Raw genomic sequence first — 19,235 nt, 5'->3', positions numbered from 1 at the left:
GGACCGAGGCCGGGTCGCTCGACCGGCATCTGGCCTGCCCCAGGCCGAACACCTCATCCTGCTGGGCCCTGGCCAGGGCACACAGCCACCTGCGGCCACTCGGACCGCAACAACGCATGGATGTACTCGTCTCCCCAGACACCGTTGAACCGGTCGTTCTGGATCAAGTGGGCTTCCCGGCGCATGCCCAGGCGCTCCACCACCTTGACAGAGGCCGTGTTGAGCGCATCCAGCCGCGCAAAGATCCGGTGGGCGCCCATGCCCTCGAAGCCCCAATTCAGCAGGGCGCGCACCGCCTCAGTCGCATAGCCCTGGCCGCCAAAGCGCGGGTTGAAGATGTAGCCCACCTCCAGCTGCAAGGCCGCGAGGCTGGCGATCTTGAGCAGCACCTCACCGACAACGGCCTCATCGGCCTGGCGCACGGCCGCCAGGCGCAAGGCGTGCCCATCGCCGTCGAACGGTGCGCGCAACACCTCGGCGAACTGCGTTCCCAGCCGGTCGGCCTCGGGTGCGGCCTGGTACAGAAAGCGGTACACCTGCGGGTCACCGTGGTAGGCGGCATACGCGGCGAAGTCGGTGTCGCGAAAACGCCGCAGTTGCAGCCGCGGCGTGAGCAAGGGGTGTGCCGGTGGAAAAAGGTGCATGCGAGATCCGCTCAAACGGCCAAGCATAGAAGGACCGACCATGCCTGTCGGACATCCGGTCGATGGCACCAGCCTTCGGCGGCCCGCTAAAGCCCCCTTCGGCCCGGGCCTCTCGGGGACATTCGAGGCCCCGATAAAATTTTGCGCATGGACTCTCCTTCTGCGTCAAGCGACGCCGAGCCCCCCAGTCGACGGCCTTGCTCGACACCACCCGCCAGCATCCCGTGCTGGTCGTCCCCCATCTTCTTGTGCGCACCGCTGCCGGCAGCCCTTGCCGGCCTGGCCGGTCTCGCGCCTAACCCATCCCCACCATGCTTGAATTACTGACCGACCCGGCCGTCTGGGTCGGCCTGGCCACGCTCGTCGTCCTGGAAATCGTCCTGGGCATCGACAACCTGATCTTCATCGCCATCCTGGCCGAGAAGCTGCCGCCGCACCAGCGTGACCGCGCCCGCGTGATCGGACTGAGCCTCGCGCTGATCATGCGCCTGGGCCTGCTGTCGGTGATCTCCTGGCTGGTGACGCTCACGTCACCGCTGTTCCACGTGTTCGGCCATCCGTTCTCGGGACGCGACCTGATCCTGCTCTTTGGCGGCCTGTTCCTGCTGTTCAAGGCCACCTCGGAGTTGCACGAGCGGCTGGAAGGCGTGCAGCACCAGGCCACCGCCACAGTCGCCTACTCGAGCTTCTCGCTCGTGGTGGCGCAGATCGTGGTGCTCGACGCGGTGTTCTCGCTCGACGCCGTGATCACCGCCGTCGGCATGGTGGACCAGCTGCCCGTGATGATGGCCGCCGTGGTCATCTCCATCGGCGTGATGCTGCTGGCCTCCAAGCCGCTCACGCGCTTCGTCAACGCGCACCCCACCGTCGTCGTGCTGTGCCTGAGCTTCCTGCTCATGATCGGCTTGTCGCTGGTGGCCGAGGGCCTGGGCTTCCACCTGCCCAAGGGCTACCTGTACGCGGCGATCGGTTTCTCCATCCTGATCGAGTTCTTCAACCAGCTGGCCAACCGCAACGCGGCCAAGCACGAGGCGCGCCTGCCACTGCGCCAACGCACGGCCGAGCGCGTGCTGAGCCTGTTGGGGCACCGCACGACGGCGCAGGCCACCCAGGCGGCCACCGCGGGTGGCGGAGCCGAGCCGGATGCCCCGGAACCGGCCTTCGCGGCCGAAGAGCGCCACATGGTGGGCGGCGTGCTGCGCCTGGCCGAGCGCAACGTGCGCTCCATCATGACCTTGCGCTCCAACATCTCGTGGGTGGACGTCGATGACGATGGCGCCGTGAACCGACGCAAGCTGCTGGCCGCGCCGCACGGCATGTACCCGGTGTGCCAGGGCTCGCTGGACCAGGTGCTGGGCGTGGCCCGCGCCAAGGACCTGCTCGGCGCCATCGAAGAGAGGGGCCGGCTGGAGCCCAACGGCTACCTGCGCCAGCCCGTGTTCGTGCCCGAATCCATGCTGGTCATCGACGTGATCGGCGTGTTGCGAAGCGCCAAGGGCCAACTGGTGCTGGTCAACGACGAGGACGGCACCCTCAAGGGCATCGTCACCCCCATCGACGTGCTGGAAGCGATTGCCGGCGAATTCCCCGACGAGGACGAACAGCTGGAGATCCAGCCGGCCGGCGACGGGCGCTGGCGCGTGGCCGGCACGGCTGACCTGCACCAGCTGGAAAGCACCCTCGGCGTGGACGGCCTGGTGCAGGGCAGCGAGGCCTATTCGCTGGCCGGCTACCTGCTGCGCGTGTTTGGTGAGCTGCCCGCGCGCGGCGCCAGCACGGTTCACCAGGGCTACGCGTTCACGGTGGACGAGGTGGATCCCCAGCGCATCAAGACCGTGCGGATCGAGCGCCTGCCCGAGGGCGGCGACGACAACGGATAAGGGGCTGACACCCAGGCAAGCCCGCACGGCGCAAGGCCGCCGATGCCGCCCATGGCCTGCAGGCCACCGGCGCCTGTTGCATCGCCTCAATGACACACCCGCACGGCGCCCCCTGGCGCCGTTGCGGCGACAATCGCGGGTTCACCGGCCACGCAGCCTTGCACCGGCCGACGCCACGCCACCTGCCCATGTCCAATCCTTTTTCTGCCGCCCAGCTCTGGGCCCTGGCCGACGAGTTCGGCACCCCGCTGTGGGTGTATGACGCCGCCACCATCCGCGAGCGCATCGCCCAGCTGCAGGCCTTCGACACCGTGCGCTTTGCGCAAAAAGCCTGCTCCAACATCCACATCCTGTCGCTGATGCGCGAGCGCGGCGTCCGGGTCGATGCCGTCTCGCGCGGCGAGATCCTGCGCGCGCTGGCCGCCGGCTACCAGCCCGGGTTTGACGAGCCCGCCCCCATCGTCTTCACGGCCGACGTGTTCGACCCGGCCACGCTCGCCACCGTGGTCGAACACCGCGTGCCCGTGAACGCCGGCTCCATCGACATGCTGGACCAGCTCGGCGCGGCCTCGCCCGGCCATGCCGTGTGGCTGCGCATCAACCCCGGCTTCGGCCACGGCCACAGCAACAAGACCAACACCGGCGGCGAGCACAGCAAGCACGGCATCTGGCACGGCGACCTGGCCGCGGCCCTGGCCGCCGTGCAGCGCAATGGCTTGACGCTGGTCGGCCTGCACATGCACATCGGCTCGGGCGTGGACTACGCCCACCTGCAGAACGTCTGCGGCGCCATGGTCGGCCTGGTCGAGCAAACCCGCGCCGCGGGCATGGACCTGCAGGCCCTGTCGGCCGGCGGCGGGCTGTCCATCCCCTACCAGGCGGGGGGCGATCGCATCGACACCGCGCACTACTTCAGCCTGTGGCATGCCGCGCGTCAGCAGGCCGAGGCCATCGTGGGCCATGCCCTGCACCTGGAGATCGAGCCCGGCCGTTTCCTCGTGGCCGAATCGGGCGTGCTGCTGGGCCAGGTGCGCGCCGTCAAGAACCAGGGCCGCTCGCATTTCGTGCTGGTCGACACGGGCTTCAACGAACTGATGCGCCCCTCCATGTACGGCAGCTACCACGCCATGGGCCTGCTGCGCCGGGATGGCAGCCAGGCCGCCGAGGTGGCCAGCGTGGTGGCGGGCCCGCTGTGCGAATCGGGGGACGTGTTCACCCAGGGCGAAGGCGGCGTGGTGCTGCCGCGCATGCTGCCGGCCGCGCAGGTCGGCGACTTGCTGGTGATTCACGACACCGGCGCGTATGGCGCCAGCATGTCCAGCAACTACAACACGCGCCCGCTGGCGGCCGAGGTGCTGGTCGATGGCGGCCAGGCGCGGCTGATTCGCCGCCGCCAGACCGTGGACGACCTGCTGGCGCTGGAAACCGGGCTGTAAGCAGCGGCGCGCTGACGCGTGGCGCGAATCATGGCACATGAGTATGGCCTCGTTCCCGTTCAATGAACAACGGGAATGAGGCCATACTCACATCAAAACCTCAGAACTGGCCATTCACGCCACACACGTCCCACCCATACCGCCGATGCCGGCGATGCGAAATGGCCCACCACGCTGAACGCCATGGCGGCAAGCACGTCGGGCCGCGCACAGCCCAGGTGAGACGGAAAAAGGCGTGCAGCATCGCCAGCGTGGCGCCATCGCTCAGCCGCCGCGACCTGACCGCCCCGACCCATCTCTGGCCAAGATGCCTCGACCGCCCGGGCGATGCCTTGCACAGCGGCACCCGCCCGCAGCCATGCCGCCCAACCCGCCCAGCCGGGCCGCCGCTGCACCTGAAGGCACGCCCTAGAATCGGGCCGCTGCCACCAACCGGTGGCCCCAGGTTCCCGCACCGCGCGCCCTGCGGCGCAGACCGCGCACGGTCGCACCGTCCGCACGCCGATTGCCCACCCCACACCCGGAGACCCCCATGCCCGCCCTGCTGCCCCACGTCGACCCCGATGGCCTGCTCGAGTTCTCGGTCGTGTACACCGACCGCGCGCTCAACCACATGTCCCAGCGCTTCATCGGCGTCATGCAGGACATCCTGGCCACGCTGAAGACCACCTACAACGCCCACACCGCAGCCATCGTGCCCGGCAGCGGCACCTTCGGCATGGAGGCCGTGGCCCGCCAGTTCGCCAACGGCGAAAAGGTGCTCATCGTGCGCAACGGCTTCTTCAGCTTCCGCTGGTCGCAGATCTTCGACATGGGCCATTTCGGCCTGAATGGCGGCGCCACCGTCTGCGCGGCCCGCCAGGTCGGCAGCGGCCCGCAGGCGCCCTGGACACCCATGCCGGCGGACGAGGTGGCGGCCACCATCCGCGCCGAAAAGCCCAAGGTCGTGTTCGCCCCGCATTGCGAAACCGCCAGCGGCATCCTGCTGCCCGACGACTACCTGCGCACGGTGGCCGACGCCGCGCACGAGGTGGGTGCGCTGTTCGTGCTGGACTGCATCGCCTCGGGCGCGATCTGGGTGGACATGGCGGCAACCGGCGTCGACGTGCTCATCAGCGCCCCGCAAAAGGGCTGGAGCGCCTCGCCCTGCGGCGCCTTCGTCATGCTGAACGAGCGTGCCCGCGCCGCCATCGACGGCACCACCAGTTCCAGCTTTGCCTGCGATCTGAAGAAGTGGCTGCAGATCGCCGAAGGCTATGTGAATGGCCAGCACGCCTACCACACCACCATGCCCACGGATGCACTGGCCCAGGTGCGCGACACCATGCTCGAAGCGCGCGACCGCGGCCTGGCCACGCTGCGCGACCAGCAGATCGCGCTGGGCACGCAGGTGCGGGCCCTGCTCGAATCACGCGGCTTCCCCAGCGTGGCAGCCGCGGGCTTCCAGTCGCCCGGCGTGGTGGTGAGCTACACCAGCGACCCGGACATCCAGAACACGCGCAAGTTCGCAGCCGTGGGCGTTCAGGCCGCCGCCGGCGTGCCGCTGCAATGCGGCGAAGGGCCGGACTTCCGGACCTTCCGCCTCGGGTTGTTCGGCCTGGACAAGTGGGGCAACGTGGACCGCAGCGTGGCACAGCTTCAGGCCGCACTCGACCAGATGGGCGTTTGACAGGCCTCAACCATTTTCAGACCGTATCACCCCATCACCGTTTGTTGATGAACGGCAATGGGCTGATACTCATCCTCCACAACGGCGCAGCACGGCTTCTGCAGCGGCCCCGCGCCAAAGGCCTTCCTCAGCCCGCCAAGCCCGCCAGCAGGCGCTGCATGGCGGCCGCATAGGGTTCGACCGCCTCGCCCCGCGCCAGCGCCAGGGCCATGCGGTCGAACGCGGCCGACAACAGCTGGGCCAGCGCATGCAGTTCGTCGGCGGGCACCGCCACGCCCCGCTCGCCAAACAACTCGCCCAGGCCCTGCGCCAAGGCCTGGGCACCCGCCTGGTCGCTCAGGGCCAGCAGCTCGGGTGCCGACAGCACCGCCGGCGCCTCGACGAGCAGCACGCGCGCGCGCCCGGCCTCGGCCATGGCTTGCAGGTAGGCCTGCGCGCCCCGGTTCAGGGCCTGCACGGCATCGGGGGCCCCGTCGCTCGCGTGCGCCACGGCCTCGGCCACCTCGAACGCCGAAGCCTGCGCCACGGCCAGGAACAGCGCCCGCTTGTCCGCGAAGTGGTGGTACAGCGCGCCGCGCGTGACCTCGGCGGCGGCCACGATCTCGGGCGTGCTGGTGTCGGCATACCCGCGCTGCACAAACAGCGCGCGGGCCGCGGTGAGGAGGGCACCGCGCGTGGCCTGCGTGCGTTCGGCGTTGGTTCGGGTGGGCTTGTCTTGCATGCGTGCAGCCTGTATGTTTTAATCTTTAGACATGCAGATTGTATGTTTTGAAGGAATCGCCATGCCCTCCCCTGCTGCCAGCCCTGTCACCGCGTCGCCCATCCGCTCGTTCTACCCGGTGCTGATGACCGCCCACGTGGCGCAGACCGCCACCTTCTTCCGCACCCACTTCGACTTTCAGGCCCTGTTCGAGAGCAGCTGGTACGTGCACCTGCAGTCCGCGGGCAATCCTCAGGCCAACCTGGCCGTGCTGGACGCCAGCCACGACACCGTGCCCGCAGCCCAGCGCGGCGCCCGGGCGCACGGCCTGCTGCTGAACCTGGAGGTGGCGGACGTGGACGCCGAGTGGGCGCGCCTGCGCGAGGTGCTGCCCATCCTGCTGCCGCTGCGCAGCGAGGCCTTTGGCCAGCGCCACTTCATCGCCCAGGGGCCCGAGGGCACGCTGATCGACGTGATCACGCCCATTGCCCCCAGCGCCGAGTTCGCCGCGCAGTACCTGGCGTGAGCCCGGGCGGTCACGACGCCCGGGAGTGAATGCAGCCCTCATCCAGCCTTCACGGGTATGCGTGCGGCCGCGGCCGGCTCCCGTGCCGATCCGGCCAGGCTTTCGCCGGGCCTGTGCCCGCCGTGCGGTGGGTGCTGCGGGCACCAGGCGGTTGGACGCGAGGCCGAACCAACGCGAGCGCGCGGGCGCACGCCGCGCCGCCCGAGGCCAGGTCCTGCGCGGCTTGGTGGGCCAGGCCATCGTCCAGCCACGCCAAGCCCGTGTGCATCAAGCCCTGCGGCGGCGCCACGCGCCCCAGCAGACCAGCAGGCTGCCCAGTCCCAGCAGGCTCCACCACGATGCGGCCGGCACGGCCGCGGGCGCGGGACTCGGCGGTGGGGGCGCCAGCTCGAAGTTGTCCGGCCCCAGGCTGCGCTGGGCCACCAGGCCGATGTGGTCGACCGCGCCGCGAAACACGCCGTCCCAGCCCGAGCCGATGCCCGCCTGCAAGCCCAGGATCAGGCTGGCGCCCGTGATCTGGGTGCCGCCGGCTTCGGGCACATGCGTGCCGGCGGCGAAGTCCGCCATCCGCGTGTAGGGCACCTGGTTGTTGGTCGAGCCCACCTGATGCACCCACACCCGCGTGTCGCCGTCGATGGTTTCGGTGACCCAGGTGTCGGTTGGCACCGGGGTCACGGCATCGATGGCGCCGCGTTCGTAAATGACCCAGGCCAGGTCTGTGGTGGCCGGGTTGCCATCCACATCGACCAGCATGCGCAGCAACGGGCTGAAATGCCCCGCCACGGTGCTGGCGCCGTCGCGGTACCACTGGTAGGTGGCCGAGCGGAAGCTGCTCAGGGGGCCCAAGGGGGTGGCGGCCAGGTACTGCCAGTCGGCCTTGCCGTTCACGCTGTCCGAGGTCAACAGGCCCGACGCCGTGCTGGCGTTCGGGTAGTCCGCCGTGATGCCCGCCGACGACCCGACGCGCACGTTGGTGCGCTGCCAGACCTCGGCCACCGGCGCATCGCCGGCCGGCCCCACCAGCACCCCGGCCGGCGTGGTGACCACCGCCGCCGCGGCACTGCCCGCCAGCCAGGCGCCGATGACCAACACGCCGCACCGGCCCCCGCTTGCGCATGCCCTGTTGCCCATGTCGGCCTCCTCGCTTCGTTACAAACGACAACATTTTGGGGGGGCGCATGCCGCCGTGTCGAGCGCGAAGCTGCCAAAGCCAGCTGCCGGTCACCTCTGCCGGCATCGCGCCGACGCCGACACGGGTCAGAAGAACACCAGGCGCACCCACGGCGCGATCAGCACGTTCACCGCCCCGGCGATCATCATCACCAGCGACGCGACCACCGCCTGCACCTCGCCCAGCTGGCGCGCCGTGGCCACGCCCGTGCCGTGGGCCGCCGCGCCCAACACCGCGCCGCCGGCCAGGCGCTCGCGCACGCGGGGCAGCCCGCGCAGGGCCAACCCGCCCAGCAACATGCCGGCCACCCCCGTCAACAGCACGAACAGCGCGGCCAGGTCGGTCGGGCCGCCCAGTGCGCGCTCGGCCTCGATGGCGAACGGCGTCGTGACCGAGCGCACAGCCAGGCCTTTTTGCACCGCCACCGGCAGCCCCAGCCAACGCGCCAGCCACACCGTGGTGCAGATCGACACGGCGCTGGCCACCACCACCCCGGTGCCGATGGACAGCCCGTGCCGCGCCAGCACCTGCCGGTGGTCGTACAGCGGCAGGGCAAACGCCACCGTGGTGGGGCCCAGCAGCCAGACCAGCCAGTGCGTGTGGGTCATGTACTGCCCATGGCTCACCTGCAACGCACAGGCCAGCGCGATGAGCAGCGCGGGCGTGGCGATCAACGGCATCAGCAGCACATGCGGGCAGGCGCGGTAGAGGCGTTTGTTCAGCACATAGCAAGCCACCGTGACCAGCAGCGAGCCCAGGGCGACCGCTTCCGGGGACACGGCGGTCAGCATGGCACGCCCTCGGTGTTTGGTTTCATCATGGCGCAGTACTTCAGCTTTGCGTTTGTTGATCGATCGATGCAGCCTGATACCCATGCACCTTCAGCCGCGCACGCCGGGTGGACCGGCGGCGCGCCCACGCCAGCTCCAGGCGGTACACCCGGTCCACCGCCACCGCGGTGACGGCCAGCACGCACGCCGTGGACAGCACGATCACCGCCAGGATGCGCCAGCCCTGCGCGCGCACCAGATCGGGGTAGTCGGTGACCACCAGCATGGCGGGCACGAAGAACAGCAGCATGTCGGCCAACAGCCAGTTGGTGCCCCGCCGCAGCCAATCGGCCTTCACCCAGCCTGCGAACAGGCCCAGGGCCAGCAGCGCCAGGCCCAGCAAGCCCGCCGGCATGCGCCAGCCCAGGAGCAGCCGCAGCTGCTCCATGGCCACCCAGATGGCGCTGAGCACCGCCACCTGCGCCACCACGCCGGTCAGCGCCCGGGCGGCCTTGGCGGCGCGTGCGGCGTGGGTGTGCGACAAGTCCGCGTTCTGCAGGGGCTGAGACATGGCCCCATCCTAGGGTTTACGCTGATATTCTCAAAATGACTTATTTTCATGAAATCAATTCACCCTACGAATGATTGATCCACCATGGACTTGCGCGCGCTCCGCTACTTCGTCGAAGTCGTCAACCACAACAGCTTCTCGCGCGCTGCCCAGGCCGTGTTCGTCACCCAGCCCACCATCAGCAAGATGGTGCGCGCACTCGAAGACGAGCTGGGCGGCCCGCTGCTGGTGCGCCAGGGCCGTGGCGTGCGGCTGACCGACGCCGGCCAGGTCGTGTTCGCGCGCGGCCAGCAGCTGCTGGCCGATGCACAGCGCCTGCAGCAGGAGGTGGCCGAGGTCGACGGCATGGCACGCGGCACCCTCACCGTCGGCGTCATGCCCACCAGCGGCCACTACATGGCCCCGGTGCTGGCGCGCTTTGCCCGGCTGCATCCGGGCGTCACGCTGCAGGTGGCCGAGCTGGGCGCGCGCGGCCTGCGTCAGGCGGTGATCGACGGCGAGGTCGACATGACGGTGGGCCTGGGGGACGAGCCCGGGGGCGAACGCGATCCCGAGCTGCAGCAGTGGGTGCTCGCCCACCAGGTCACGCGCGCGGTCTTCCCGGCCGCGGCCGTTGCCGACCCCCACCAGCCCGTGCGCTGGCGCGAGCTGGCCGATCAGCCCTTCGTCCTCTACACGTCCGACTTTCACCTGCACCAGGCCGTGCTCGACGCCTGCGCCGCAGCCGGCTTCACGCCCGAGGTGAAGCTGCAGACGCGTTACTGGGATTTCCTCGGCGACCTCGTGGCCGCCAACCTGGGCGTGGGCGTCATGTTCGAGCACGTCATCGCGCGCTTCGACCCCGCCCGCGTGGCCAGCCGCCCGCTCATCGAGCCCGAGCTGGCCTGGGACGTGGTCCTGTTGTGGCGGCGCGGTCGCCTCTCGCGCGCCGCCCGTGCTTGGCTGGCGTGCGTGCAGGCCATCTACCCGCAGGCCGCGGCGCAAGGCGTTGCACCCGACGATGACGTGGACGACTGACGAGGCGCCATCGCAAGCCAAGCGCCGGACCGCTGCACGGCGTGATGCCACGCAGGCGCAGCGAGCAGGCAGTATCTAGCCCCTCCCGTTTTTTTAACAACGGCATCTTCCCCATACTGGCATGCAATGCGCCAGCCTGGACACAGACATCCGGCCCGCGCAGGCCTGACGCTCGCTACGCGTCAGTCCGCCTGGTGCGGGCTGTCGGCGGCGGCTGCTGCTGCTGCGGCGGCGGCGGCGGCCCGCAGCTTGTCCTTCTTGCTCGGCCGCTTGCCCTTGATGCCGCCCGTGCCATCGACCAATGCCAGCGGTAGCGCGTCGGTCTGCGTGGGTTCAAAGCCGGCAATCTGCTCGCGCGTCAGGCTCAGGCCCTGGCGCTTTTCGATCAGCGCGAAATGGGCCTCGGTCTCGGCGCTGACGAAACTCACCGCCAGCCCGGCCTGCCCGGCCCGCGCGGTGCGGCCGATGCGGTGCGTGTAGTCGACGGTGGAGCGCGGCAGGTCGTAGTTCAGTACCACGGGCAGCTGGGCGATGTCGATGCCGCGCGCGGCCAGGTCGGTGGCCACCAGCACCTGCACCTGCGCGGCCTTGAAGGCCTCCAGCGCCTGCGTGCGTGCGCCTTGGCTCAATTGCCCGTGCAGCGGCGCGGCGGCGATGCCGTGGCTGCGCAGCTTGGCAGCCAGGTGCTCCGTCGCATGTTGCGTGGCCACGAACACCAGCACCCGGCTCCAGCCCGCATGGCGCAGCAGGTGGCGCAACAGCGGTGCGCGCTGGGCCGCATCGACGGCGATGGCGCGTTGCTGCACCAGCGCGTCAGCCACTGCAGGCGCTGCGATCGTGACCTGCACCGGCTCGTGCAACAGGCGCTCGGCCAGCGCCTGCACCGCGCCGCCATACGTGGCCGAGAACAGCAGGTTCTGCCGCCGCGCCGGCAACAGCGCCAGCACACGGCCCAGCTCGTCGGCAAAGCCCAGGTCGAGCAAACGGTCGGCTTCGTCGAGCACCAGCGTGCGCACCTCGGCGAGACGCAGCGCGTTGTGGTCCACCAGGTCGAGCAGCCGCCCCGGCGTGGCCACCACGATGTCGGCGCCACCGCGCAGCCGCATCATCTGGGGGTTGATGGACGCCCCGCCGAACACCACCGCGATGCGCGGCGCCCGCGCCAGGTGCCGCGCCAGGCTGCGCAGCGTCTCGCCGATCTGGGCCGCCAGCTCGCGCGTGGGTGCCAGCACCAGCGCCTGCACGCGGCGCGGGCCCTGGTCTGGCGAGATCTCGAAGGCCTGCAGCAGCGGCAGCGCAAACGCCGCCGTCTTGCCCGAGCCCGTCTGCGCGCGCGCCAGCAGGTCGGCCCCGCGCAGGATGACGGGCACCGCCTCGGCCTGAATCGGCGTGGGCTGGTCAAAGGCCAGGTCGGCGGCGGCGCGCGCCAGCGCGGGGCTCAAGCCCAGAGAGTGAAATGACATGGGACGCGGAGGATAACCCCGTTCCCGCCCGCGCCGGGCCATCGGGCCGCCACTCAGCCGCCCCCTGGCGCACAGGCGGTGGTGCAGCAACCGCCATCGCTTCACGGCCGCAGCCCCGACGCCGATGGGTCAGTCCCGCTGCACCGCCATGGCAAGCCGTGGGCGAGGTGACACAGGGCGCTCACCGCATCACACCCGAAGCCAGCGTCACCGCCCGGCTCGCCCACAAAAAAGCCGACCCTGAGGTCGGCTGTGTCATGGCCTGCCGCTTGCAGGCCAGGCGTCACTTGACGTCGAGCAACTCGACCTCGAAGGTCAGCGTGGCGTTGGGCGGGATCACGCCGCCGGCGCCGCGGGCACCGTAGGCGATCTGCGGCGGGCAGGTCAGCTTGGCCTTGCCGCCGACCTTCATCATCTGCACGCCTTCGGTCCAGCAGGGGATGACCTGGTTCAGGCGGAATTCGGCCGGCTGGCCGCGCTGCACCGAGCTGTCGAAGACCTTGCCGTCCGCCAGGGTGCCGTGGTAGTGCACGCGCACGGTGTTGGTGGCCTTGGGCGATGCGCCCGTGCCGTCCTTCAGGCTCTGGTAGGTCAGGCCGCTCGCGGTGGTCACGGCCTTGCCCGGCGCGGCGGGCGCTGCGGCCGGCTGCGGCTGCGCGGCAGCGGCGGACTTGTCACCGGGGTTGCCCGCACAGGCGGTCAACGCGGTGGCCATCAGGGCGGCGAGCAAGGGCACATGGAACTTGGTCATTCGAAGGGCATCCAGGTCAGTTGAGACGGGGGCCATTATGACCACCTGGGGTGGCCCCACGCGCGGGCTGCGATGGACCGGTTGGTCGTCTGGCATGCCGCAGGTCATTCAACAGCTGACCCAGTATGCGGCCATTTCCGTTTTTTGAACAACGACAATCAACCCATACTGGTCACACCTAAAGCCATACACTGCACCCACATGTGTCATGGCTGGTTGCAAACGCTGACAGCTCGTCAACCACCGGGTGGCGGATGGCCAAGGGCTGCACAGGTCAGATGGTTGGTGTGGGCTGTGAGGTGTTGGCGGTGAGTCTGCCCTTGACGGAGGTGGCAACACCGTGTTCGCCGGCAGCTGTGGCGCACCGCTGAACAAGCGAACGGGTGGAGGGAACGGCGGCGCGCCAAGGTCGAGTGCCCGCGGTCAGGGACAAAGCCCCGCCGCCAACCAGTCACCCGCTGGCCGAGCCAGCCAAGGCCCGCCGCGCTGTCACACGCCAGCGCTGGTCTGCGACTGCAGGTAGTTCTGCAGGCCCACCTTGTCGATCAGGCCGAGCTGCTTTTCGAGCCAGTAAGCGTGGTCTTCCTCGGTGTCGCGGAGCTGCGCGAGCAGGATGTCGCGCGTGACGAAGTCACGCTGCGCCTCGCACAGCGCAATGCCGGCCTGCAGGTTGGCGCGCACCTCGTACTCGGTGGCCAGGTCCTTGCGCAGCATGTCGGGCACCGTCAGGCCCGGCTCGAAGGCGGTGGGCCGCATGTCGGGTCGCGCCCCCAGCATGAGGATGCGGCGCAGGATGGCGTCGGCGTGCTGCGTTTCCTCTTCCATTTCGTGGTTGAGGCGCTCGTAGAGCTTGGTGAAGCCCTGGTCCTCGTAGGTGCGCGAATGCACGAAATACTGGTCGCGTGCGGCAAGCTCGCCGCGCAGCAGCGCGATCAGGCAGTCCACAACTTGGGCGTCGCCTTGCATGGTCGATTCTCCTCAGGGTTCATCCGAATGCCCAGAGTATCCCCGCCCCCAGGGCCGTCCACAAAGCGGCGGCGCAATGTCCCCTGATTGGCGCTCTGCATGCACATGCCATGCATTCTCAATTGCATTCGTGGCGGCGCGGCATCCCACGCGAACCGCGGCAGAGCGCATGCTGCGCGCAGCGCCGCCCTGGGCCATCAAAGCACCACCCCGGTTGCGGGCGTGGTGTTCAGTGGCGTGGGGCAGACGCCATGGCCGCGCGCCACGTCGGCCACGGTGAACGCGCTCGCCTGGCCGCCCGACCACCCGCCTTCACGGCCACAGTTGCACCAGCAGCGGAATCAGCAGGGCCGCCAGCAGCGATTGCAGCCCCATGGCCAGGCCGGCGTAGGCGCCCGCCTCGGCGTTGACCTGCAGCGCGCGCGCCGAGCCGATGCCATGCGCCGCCGTGCCCATGGCAAAGCCGCGCACCATGTCGCCGCGGCTGGTGGCCGGCAGGCGCAGCAGGGCAAACACGGTCTTGCCGCCAATGGCGCCGATCATGCCGGTCAGCACCGCGAACACCGCCGACAGGGCCGGGATGCCACCGATCGCGTCGGCCACGCCCATGGCCACCGGCGTGGTGACCGACTTGGGCGCCAGCGAGAGGATCACCTCGCGCGGCAGCCCCCACCACCAGGCCATGAGCACGGCCGAGCCGGCGGCGCATGCGCCGCCCACCATCGCCACGGCCAACAGCTTGACGCCGCGCTGGCGCAAGGCCGCGCGGCGCTGCCACAGCGGCCAGGCCATGGCCACCACGGCCGGGCCCAGCAACAGGTGGATGAACTGCGCGCTGGCGAAATAGCGCGCATAGGGCACGCCGGTGACGCTGAGCACCACGGCCACCACCAGCACCGACCAGAACACGGGGTTGGCCCAGGTCAGGTTGCCCAGGCGCCGGTACACGGTTTGCACCGCCAGGTACACCATGAGCGTGAGCGTGAGCCCGAACAGCGGCGTGGCCGCCCAGCTGTGCCACAGCGCTGCGGCCTGGCCGGCCCAGGCAGAGAGCGCCGTCATCCGCCCTGCTCCGTCGACGAAGGGAGCGACGCCGCGCCAGGCGGGACGGCCGATGGAGCGGCTTCATGGCGCGTGAGCCAGTTCAGCAGCACGGCAGTCACCACCAGCCCGATGGCGGTGGACACCAGCAGGATGACCAGCAGCACCAGGCCATGCTGCGTCACCAGCCCCATGTGGGCCAGGACCCCCACGCCGGCCGGTACGAACAGCAGCGACAGGTGCGTGAGCAGGAAGTCGGCACAGGCCGCCACCGGCTCGCGCACCGCGCGCCAGCGCAAGGCCACCACCAGCAGGGCCATGCCCAGCACCGCCCCCGGCAAGGCCAGTCCCAGGCTCTGGGCCAGCAACTCGCCCCCCGCCTGAAACACCAGCAACCACATCAACCCCATCAAGGCCTGCATGCCCACATCCTTCGTCCCATTCACCCGCGCCTGCGGCCGCATGCGCAAGTCGCACGTAGTGCAAGGCGTCGCAGGCAGCCTGCCCGCGCCAGCCTCGCCGGTCCCAGCGAACCACGCCGCGCTGGCACACCAGCCGGCCGCGAAGCCATTGCGATGACCGCACGGGCCCACGCGCCGCGGCCATGCGCGCCAAACGCCCGATCTTGCCCCAGGGCCAGGCCCCAGGCGCGTGCTCACAACTGTTTTGCAAATCAGCATGCCAAACCGGCGTGCCAAGCCACTCGCCTTTGCCGAACTGGTCCTGCTCAGCCACACGATCGCATCCGGCGCGCCAAGCACCGCTCGCCAACGGCTGCCCAGTCGAATGCCCACGGCTGGCCACATCGGCGCCACGCGGTCTAAGGGGCATGGGCCAAGCCGCAGGCGGTGGAAGCCGGCGATCAGCGTCGGCGCATGCACCTGAGCGCTCTGAAGCCGCAGGACAAGCCACACAGCCTGTGTGGCCGCGCGTGTCGGCATGAGGCGCACGCAGCGACCCGCGACGCGCATTCGCACTGGATCTACAGGCCACGCGCGGGCGCCGCCTGCACCGTTTCCATCACGCCACACCGGCCAGCATCGTCACGCGGGCCGGCCAGGGACTCGGAGACAATGCGGTCACCATGAAACCCCTCACCCCGCTTCTGTTGGTCCTGACGCTGCCCTGGTCCGCCGCCCAGGCCGACGGCGTCGCCGCCGGGCACGTGCCCACGCGCATGCAGATGTGCCAACACGAGTTGCAAGCCCTGCCAGCCGAACAGCGCCCCAGCGAGTTCAAGGCCTGCCTGCAACGACGCGCCAAGGCCGAAGCCGCGATCGAGCGCGATTGCCGCCGCAGCTCGAACGCCGTGCAGGGGGAGTCGACCAAGCACACGACGCAGCTGCGCCGCGAGGCCATGCGCAACTGCCTGGCCAACGGCTTGTCGCGCCCGTATGCCGAGTTGCCGGTTGGCGGCACGCGCCCCGCCGCCCGCGCTGCGACGGCCCCAGCACCCGCACGCAAGCCCGCGCAGCCTGCCGTGGTGCCGGCGGCCAACAGCGCAAGCCCCAGGCCGGTGCAGCCCGCGGCCGGCGAATCCAGCGCACGCTGAGTCGCGTGCCCAACGCGGCAGGTCGACGGCGTGGCCGCGTGGCCGATTGCACGCGCCGCCATGCGGGATGCGCGGGTGGCCAGGCGTCAGTGGTGGTGCTCCTCTTGAGCGCCTCATCCTCGGCGCTGGATGGCGTGAATGCCACACCCGAATCAATCAGGGGTATGGCTTACTCGCCGTTGATATATGAACGGGGCTGACCCAATACCCCGTCACACACCCATCAACCTCGTCCAGACACGACACGCACCGCTGGCGCTGCGGCGTGCGATGCAGGCCCCGTTGAGCACCCGGCATCCGGCGTGCCGGCGCACTCCCCAAAACCCGCGAACGACGCCCGTTCAGGCGCTCAGCGGAACACCACGGTCTTGTGGCCATTGAGCAGCACGCGGTGCTCGCTGTGCCACTTCACGGCGCGGGCCAGCACCTGGCTCTCGGTGTCGCGGCCGATGGCGGTCAGGTCTTCCACGGTGCGCGAGTGGTCCACGCGCGCCACGTCCTGCTCGATGATGGGCCCCTCGTCGAGGTCGGCCGTCACGTAGTGCGCCGTGGCGCCGATGAGCTTCACCCCGCGCTCGTGCGCCTGGTAGTAGGGGCGTGCGCCCTTGAAGCTGGGCAGGAAGCTGTGGTGGATGTTGATGGCCCGCCCCGCCAGCTTGCGGCACAGGTCATCCGACAGGATCTGCATGTAGCGCGCCAGCACCACCAGGTCGGCGCTTTCCTGCTTGATGATCTCGAACTGCTTGGCCTCGACCTCGGCCTTGTTGTCCCGGGTCATGGGCAGGTGGTGGAACGGGATGTTGTAGCTCGCGGCCAGCTGGTAGAAGTCGCGGTGGTTGCTGACGATGGCGCGGATGTCGATGGGCAGCAGGCCCGACTTCCAGCGGAACAGCAGGTCGTTGAGGCAGTGGCCTTCCTTGCTGACGAAGATCACCGTGCGCATGGGCTCGCTGGTCGAATACAGGCGCAGCTTCATGTCCAGCGGCTTGGCGAAGTCGGTCAGCTTGGCGCGCAGGGCCTCGTAGTCCGCGCTGGCACTGGCAAAACGCACGCGCATGAAGAACAGGCCGGTGCCCGGGTCGTTGAATTGCGCGGCTTCTTCGATGTTGCCGCCCTGCTCCAGCAGAAAGCCCGAAACGGCATGGACGATGCCCGTGCGGTCGGGGCAAGACAGGGTCAGGATGTAGGCGTTGGAATTCACGGTCGAATCCGCAGAGGGGTTGGCTGCAGTCATGGCGCGCGATTGTCGCCCATCCCGCTCACCCCGGCCCTAGCTCCGCGCATCGTCCGTTGCGCGGCGCCGGGCACCTCGGCGCCGGCGGGCCTTGCGCGGGATGGCATGGGCCCGGCCGGCGAGGCCAGGGGCCCCGCCAGCCCGCCTCAGTGCCCCGACTGGCGCGCGGGACTCACCCCGCCCAGCGCACCGTCACCCGGGACACAGGGCCCTGGGTCAGCGTGCAGCGCACGGGCAGAAAGCGTTCGATCACCACGCAGTTGGTGCGCAAGTGCTCGGTCACCTCGCTGCACGAGAAGCGTGCTTGCGGCACATCCGCCTGGGGCACATCGGCGTGGGGCGCATCCGCCTGGCTGCCGGTCCGTCCGGCCTGCCACACGGCCAGGGCCTGCAGCAGCACCAGCTGGTCGGCCAAGTGTGGGCCCACCGCGGCACCTGGCCGGCGTTGAAACGCCCGGATGGCCTGCACCAGCTTGCCGGCCACCTGCTCCGACGACAGGTTGCGGGCCCCAAGCTCGACGAACACCTCGGTCACGTGGGCGTAGCGCAGGCGGGCGATCAAGGCATTGCCCGGCCCCTCGTGCTGCCTGGCCTCGCCAAAGCGCAAGCGGTCCTCGCCCCAGCCCATGGCCTGGCCCAGCGCCGTCAGCTCGCGGCGCGCGATCGACCCCGACAGCCCCGGCGTCAGGCACAGAGCATCGCCCTGCTGCAGCTCGCCACGCTCGGTCAGGTCGAACGGGGTCAGGCGGGCCGCAGGCGTGATGGTGGCCGTGACCTCGCCACCGCCTGCGGGGTAAAAGCCCAGCCGCTGCAGCTGCAGCGTCAGGCCGGCGCCCAGGCGCTGCACCAGCGGCGCAAAGGCATCGCGCACAAAGTGGAAGCTGGGCGCCATGGGGTTGTGCGTGCCGCCCCGCAGCACCAGCGTGCTGGGGGCATCGGCCAGCATCAACGCCGGCAGCACGGTCTGCAGCACCAGCATGCAGCTGCCTGCGCTGGCCATGGCAAATTCGTAGGCGCTCGCCCGCACCGGGCCCGGCGCGAAGCGCAACTCGGTGGCCCCCAGCTCGGCCCCGCTGATGTGGGCCCCGCTGACCTGCGCGGCCGCCTGCACGCACATCAGGTGCTGGCGCATGAGCCCGGGCTTGGGCCGCTTGGCGCGGATGGCGCGCAGGTGCAGCGGCTGGCCGGTGATCATGGACAAGGCCAGCGCCGTGCGCAGGATCTGCCCGCCGCCCTCGCCCTGCGAGCCATCGATCTCGATGGCTGCGCCACGGCCCGTCTGCGCTGCGCCGGTCACGCTTTTGGTGTCTGCGGCGGTGGCCGTGCGAGCTGGGTCACGGTGACGCGGCTTCGCCTCCACCTGGTCGTCGGTTGGCATGTGTGCTCCCAGTTGAGTTGTGTGTGGCCATCCTCGTTGCACGCGGCGTGCCAGGCCCCGCCAAATCAACAGGCGAGCCGCGCAAACCCTTGCCGGATCAAGCACTTGGCGTCGAGGGCGCCTGCGCCTCGCCACGGCTCAGCCACCGCAAGCCAAACTGGCTTGATTCATCCAGCGCGCCAGCGATCCATGCAGCGCCCCTTGCAAGCCCGCCTTCACAGGCAATCGGCCCGGATGCGGTCCGTCTCGGACGGTGTGAGGCTGCGCGCTGGCCGTGCCCTGGATGGCGAACACCCCATCGGCCCGCTCGGGCTGCGCCACCTGTTGGCCACGCGCCTGCGCATGCAGGCGAAAGAGCACGGGCAGGTCGAGCCAGGCCTGCTGCATCAGGACGCCCAGTCAGCGGGTTGGGGGCGCTGTGCGGGCGGCTGGCGAGCCCATGCACCGCTGGCCACGCGTCATGTCC

19 protein-coding genes are annotated in these 19,235 nt (G+C 69.9%); 6 read left to right on the top strand and 13 right to left on the bottom strand.

Annotated features, from left to right (window positions below; genetic code table 11):
• Positions 1 to 53: 53 nt before the first annotated feature.
• Complete coding sequence (locus tag CCO03_RS04850; protein ID WP_087277966.1) at positions 54 to 644, bottom strand: GNAT family N-acetyltransferase; 591 nt, start codon at positions 642 to 644, stop codon at positions 54 to 56.
• Positions 645 to 955: 311 nt separating this feature from the next.
• Here CCO03_RS04850 and CCO03_RS04845 point away from each other — a divergent pair, with 311 nt between their 5' ends.
• The 3 genes from CCO03_RS04845 to CCO03_RS04835 all read left to right on the top strand — a co-directional run bounded on the left by CCO03_RS04845 (position 956) and on the right by CCO03_RS04835 (position 5,629).
• Positions 956 to 2,524: a TerC family protein gene (locus tag CCO03_RS04845; protein WP_087277963.1), complete on the top strand. Its 1,569-nt coding sequence runs from the start codon at positions 956 to 958 to the stop codon at positions 2,522 to 2,524.
• Positions 2,525 to 2,712: 188 nt separating this feature from the next.
• Positions 2,713 to 3,960: a diaminopimelate decarboxylase gene (lysA, locus tag CCO03_RS04840; protein ID WP_087277960.1), complete on the top strand. Its 1,248-nt coding sequence runs from the start codon at positions 2,713 to 2,715 to the stop codon at positions 3,958 to 3,960.
• Positions 3,961 to 4,492: 532 nt separating this feature from the next.
• On the top strand, positions 4,493 to 5,629 hold the full coding sequence (locus tag CCO03_RS04835) for an aminotransferase class V-fold PLP-dependent enzyme (RefSeq protein WP_087277957.1): 1,137 nt from the start codon (positions 4,493 to 4,495) through the stop codon (positions 5,627 to 5,629).
• A gap of 127 nt (positions 5,630 to 5,756) precedes the next feature.
• Here the strand turns inward: CCO03_RS04835 and CCO03_RS04830 are convergent, their stop codons facing one another.
• Entirely contained in the window at positions 5,757 to 6,350 is a 594-nt protein-coding gene (locus CCO03_RS04830) for a TetR/AcrR family transcriptional regulator (RefSeq protein ID WP_087277954.1), read from the bottom strand.
• A gap of 61 nt (positions 6,351 to 6,411) precedes the next feature.
• Between CCO03_RS04830 and CCO03_RS04825 the strand changes: the two genes are divergently transcribed.
• A complete protein-coding gene (locus CCO03_RS04825; RefSeq protein ID WP_087277951.1) occupies positions 6,412 to 6,855 on the top strand; it encodes a VOC family protein in 444 nt (147 codons plus the stop codon).
• Positions 6,856 to 7,122: 267 nt separating this feature from the next.
• Here CCO03_RS04825 and CCO03_RS04820 read toward each other — a convergent pair whose 3' ends face one another.
• From CCO03_RS04820 to CCO03_RS04810, 3 genes are all read right to left on the bottom strand, one after another.
• Complete coding sequence (locus tag CCO03_RS04820) at positions 7,123 to 7,986, bottom strand: hypothetical protein (RefSeq protein WP_157667504.1); 864 nt, start codon at positions 7,984 to 7,986, stop codon at positions 7,123 to 7,125.
• Between the two features lie 126 nt (positions 7,987 to 8,112).
• Positions 8,113 to 8,817 carry an LrgB family protein gene (locus CCO03_RS04815; protein ID WP_087277945.1) on the bottom strand — a complete coding sequence of 235 codons (705 nt, stop codon included), beginning with the start codon at positions 8,815 to 8,817 and terminating at the stop codon, positions 8,113 to 8,115.
• Positions 8,818 to 8,857: 40 nt separating this feature from the next.
• Complete coding sequence (locus CCO03_RS04810; RefSeq protein ID WP_087277942.1) at positions 8,858 to 9,367, bottom strand: CidA/LrgA family protein; 510 nt, start codon at positions 9,365 to 9,367, stop codon at positions 8,858 to 8,860.
• An 84-nt stretch (positions 9,368 to 9,451) separates the two neighbouring features.
• Between CCO03_RS04810 and CCO03_RS04805 the strand changes: the two genes are divergently transcribed.
• Entirely contained in the window at positions 9,452 to 10,384 is a 933-nt protein-coding gene (locus CCO03_RS04805; RefSeq protein ID WP_087277939.1) for a LysR family transcriptional regulator, read from the top strand.
• Between the two features lie 182 nt (positions 10,385 to 10,566).
• On the opposite strand, the gene CCO03_RS04800 is transcribed toward CCO03_RS04805, so the two are convergent.
• The 5 genes from CCO03_RS04800 to CCO03_RS04780 all read right to left on the bottom strand — a co-directional run bounded on the left by CCO03_RS04800 (position 10,567) and on the right by CCO03_RS04780 (position 15,027).
• The gene (locus CCO03_RS04800) at positions 10,567 to 11,847 is read right to left on the bottom strand and encodes a DEAD/DEAH box helicase (protein ID WP_087277936.1); all 1,281 of its coding nucleotides are present in this window, start codon (positions 11,845 to 11,847) and stop codon (positions 10,567 to 10,569) included.
• A 283-nt stretch (positions 11,848 to 12,130) separates the two neighbouring features.
• Positions 12,131 to 12,562, bottom strand: coding sequence for an FKBP-type peptidyl-prolyl cis-trans isomerase (locus CCO03_RS04795; protein WP_418236049.1), 432 nt, complete (start codon positions 12,560 to 12,562; stop codon positions 12,131 to 12,133).
• A 525-nt stretch (positions 12,563 to 13,087) separates the two neighbouring features.
• Positions 13,088 to 13,564, bottom strand: coding sequence for a bacterioferritin (gene bfr, locus CCO03_RS04790; RefSeq protein ID WP_087277929.1), 477 nt, complete (start codon positions 13,562 to 13,564; stop codon positions 13,088 to 13,090).
• 312 nt (positions 13,565 to 13,876) lie between these two features.
• Positions 13,877 to 14,626, bottom strand: a complete 750-nt coding sequence (locus CCO03_RS04785) for an LrgB family protein (protein WP_087277926.1) — start codon at positions 14,624 to 14,626, stop codon at positions 13,877 to 13,879.
• The gene (locus tag CCO03_RS04780) at positions 14,623 to 15,027 is read right to left on the bottom strand and encodes a CidA/LrgA family protein (protein WP_087284187.1); all 405 of its coding nucleotides are present in this window, start codon (positions 15,025 to 15,027) and stop codon (positions 14,623 to 14,625) included. The genes CCO03_RS04785 and CCO03_RS04780 overlap by 4 nt, the downstream gene beginning before the upstream one ends.
• Positions 15,028 to 15,689: 662 nt before the next feature.
• Here CCO03_RS04780 and CCO03_RS04775 point away from each other — a divergent pair.
• On the top strand, positions 15,690 to 16,157 hold the full coding sequence (locus tag CCO03_RS04775) for a hypothetical protein (RefSeq protein WP_157667503.1): 468 nt from the start codon (positions 15,690 to 15,692) through the stop codon (positions 16,155 to 16,157).
• 349 nt (positions 16,158 to 16,506) lie between these two features.
• On the opposite strand, the gene purU is transcribed toward CCO03_RS04775, so the two are convergent.
• The 3 genes from purU to CCO03_RS04760 all read right to left on the bottom strand — a co-directional run bounded on the left by purU (position 16,507) and on the right by CCO03_RS04760 (position 19,156).
• Positions 16,507 to 17,391 carry a formyltetrahydrofolate deformylase gene (purU, locus tag CCO03_RS04770; RefSeq protein WP_087277920.1) on the bottom strand — a complete coding sequence of 295 codons (885 nt, stop codon included), beginning with the start codon at positions 17,389 to 17,391 and terminating at the stop codon, positions 16,507 to 16,509.
• Positions 17,392 to 17,563: 172 nt separating this feature from the next.
• On the bottom strand, positions 17,564 to 18,769 hold the full coding sequence (gene rtcA, locus CCO03_RS04765; RefSeq protein ID WP_087277917.1) for an RNA 3'-terminal phosphate cyclase: 1,206 nt from the start codon (positions 18,767 to 18,769) through the stop codon (positions 17,564 to 17,566).
• Positions 18,770 to 18,907: 138 nt separating this feature from the next.
• Positions 18,908 to 19,156 (bottom strand): hypothetical protein, encoded by a 249-nt coding sequence (locus tag CCO03_RS04760; RefSeq protein ID WP_087277914.1) that lies wholly within the window; start codon positions 19,154 to 19,156, stop codon positions 18,908 to 18,910.
• Positions 19,157 to 19,235: the final 79 nt, after the last annotated feature.

Source organism: Comamonas serinivorans (genome assembly GCF_002158865.1).
In the GTDB taxonomy this organism is placed as follows: Bacteria; Pseudomonadota; Gammaproteobacteria; order Burkholderiales; family Burkholderiaceae_C; genus Comamonas_E; species Comamonas_E serinivorans.
This window is presented reverse-complemented; position numbering and strand designations above follow the sequence as displayed.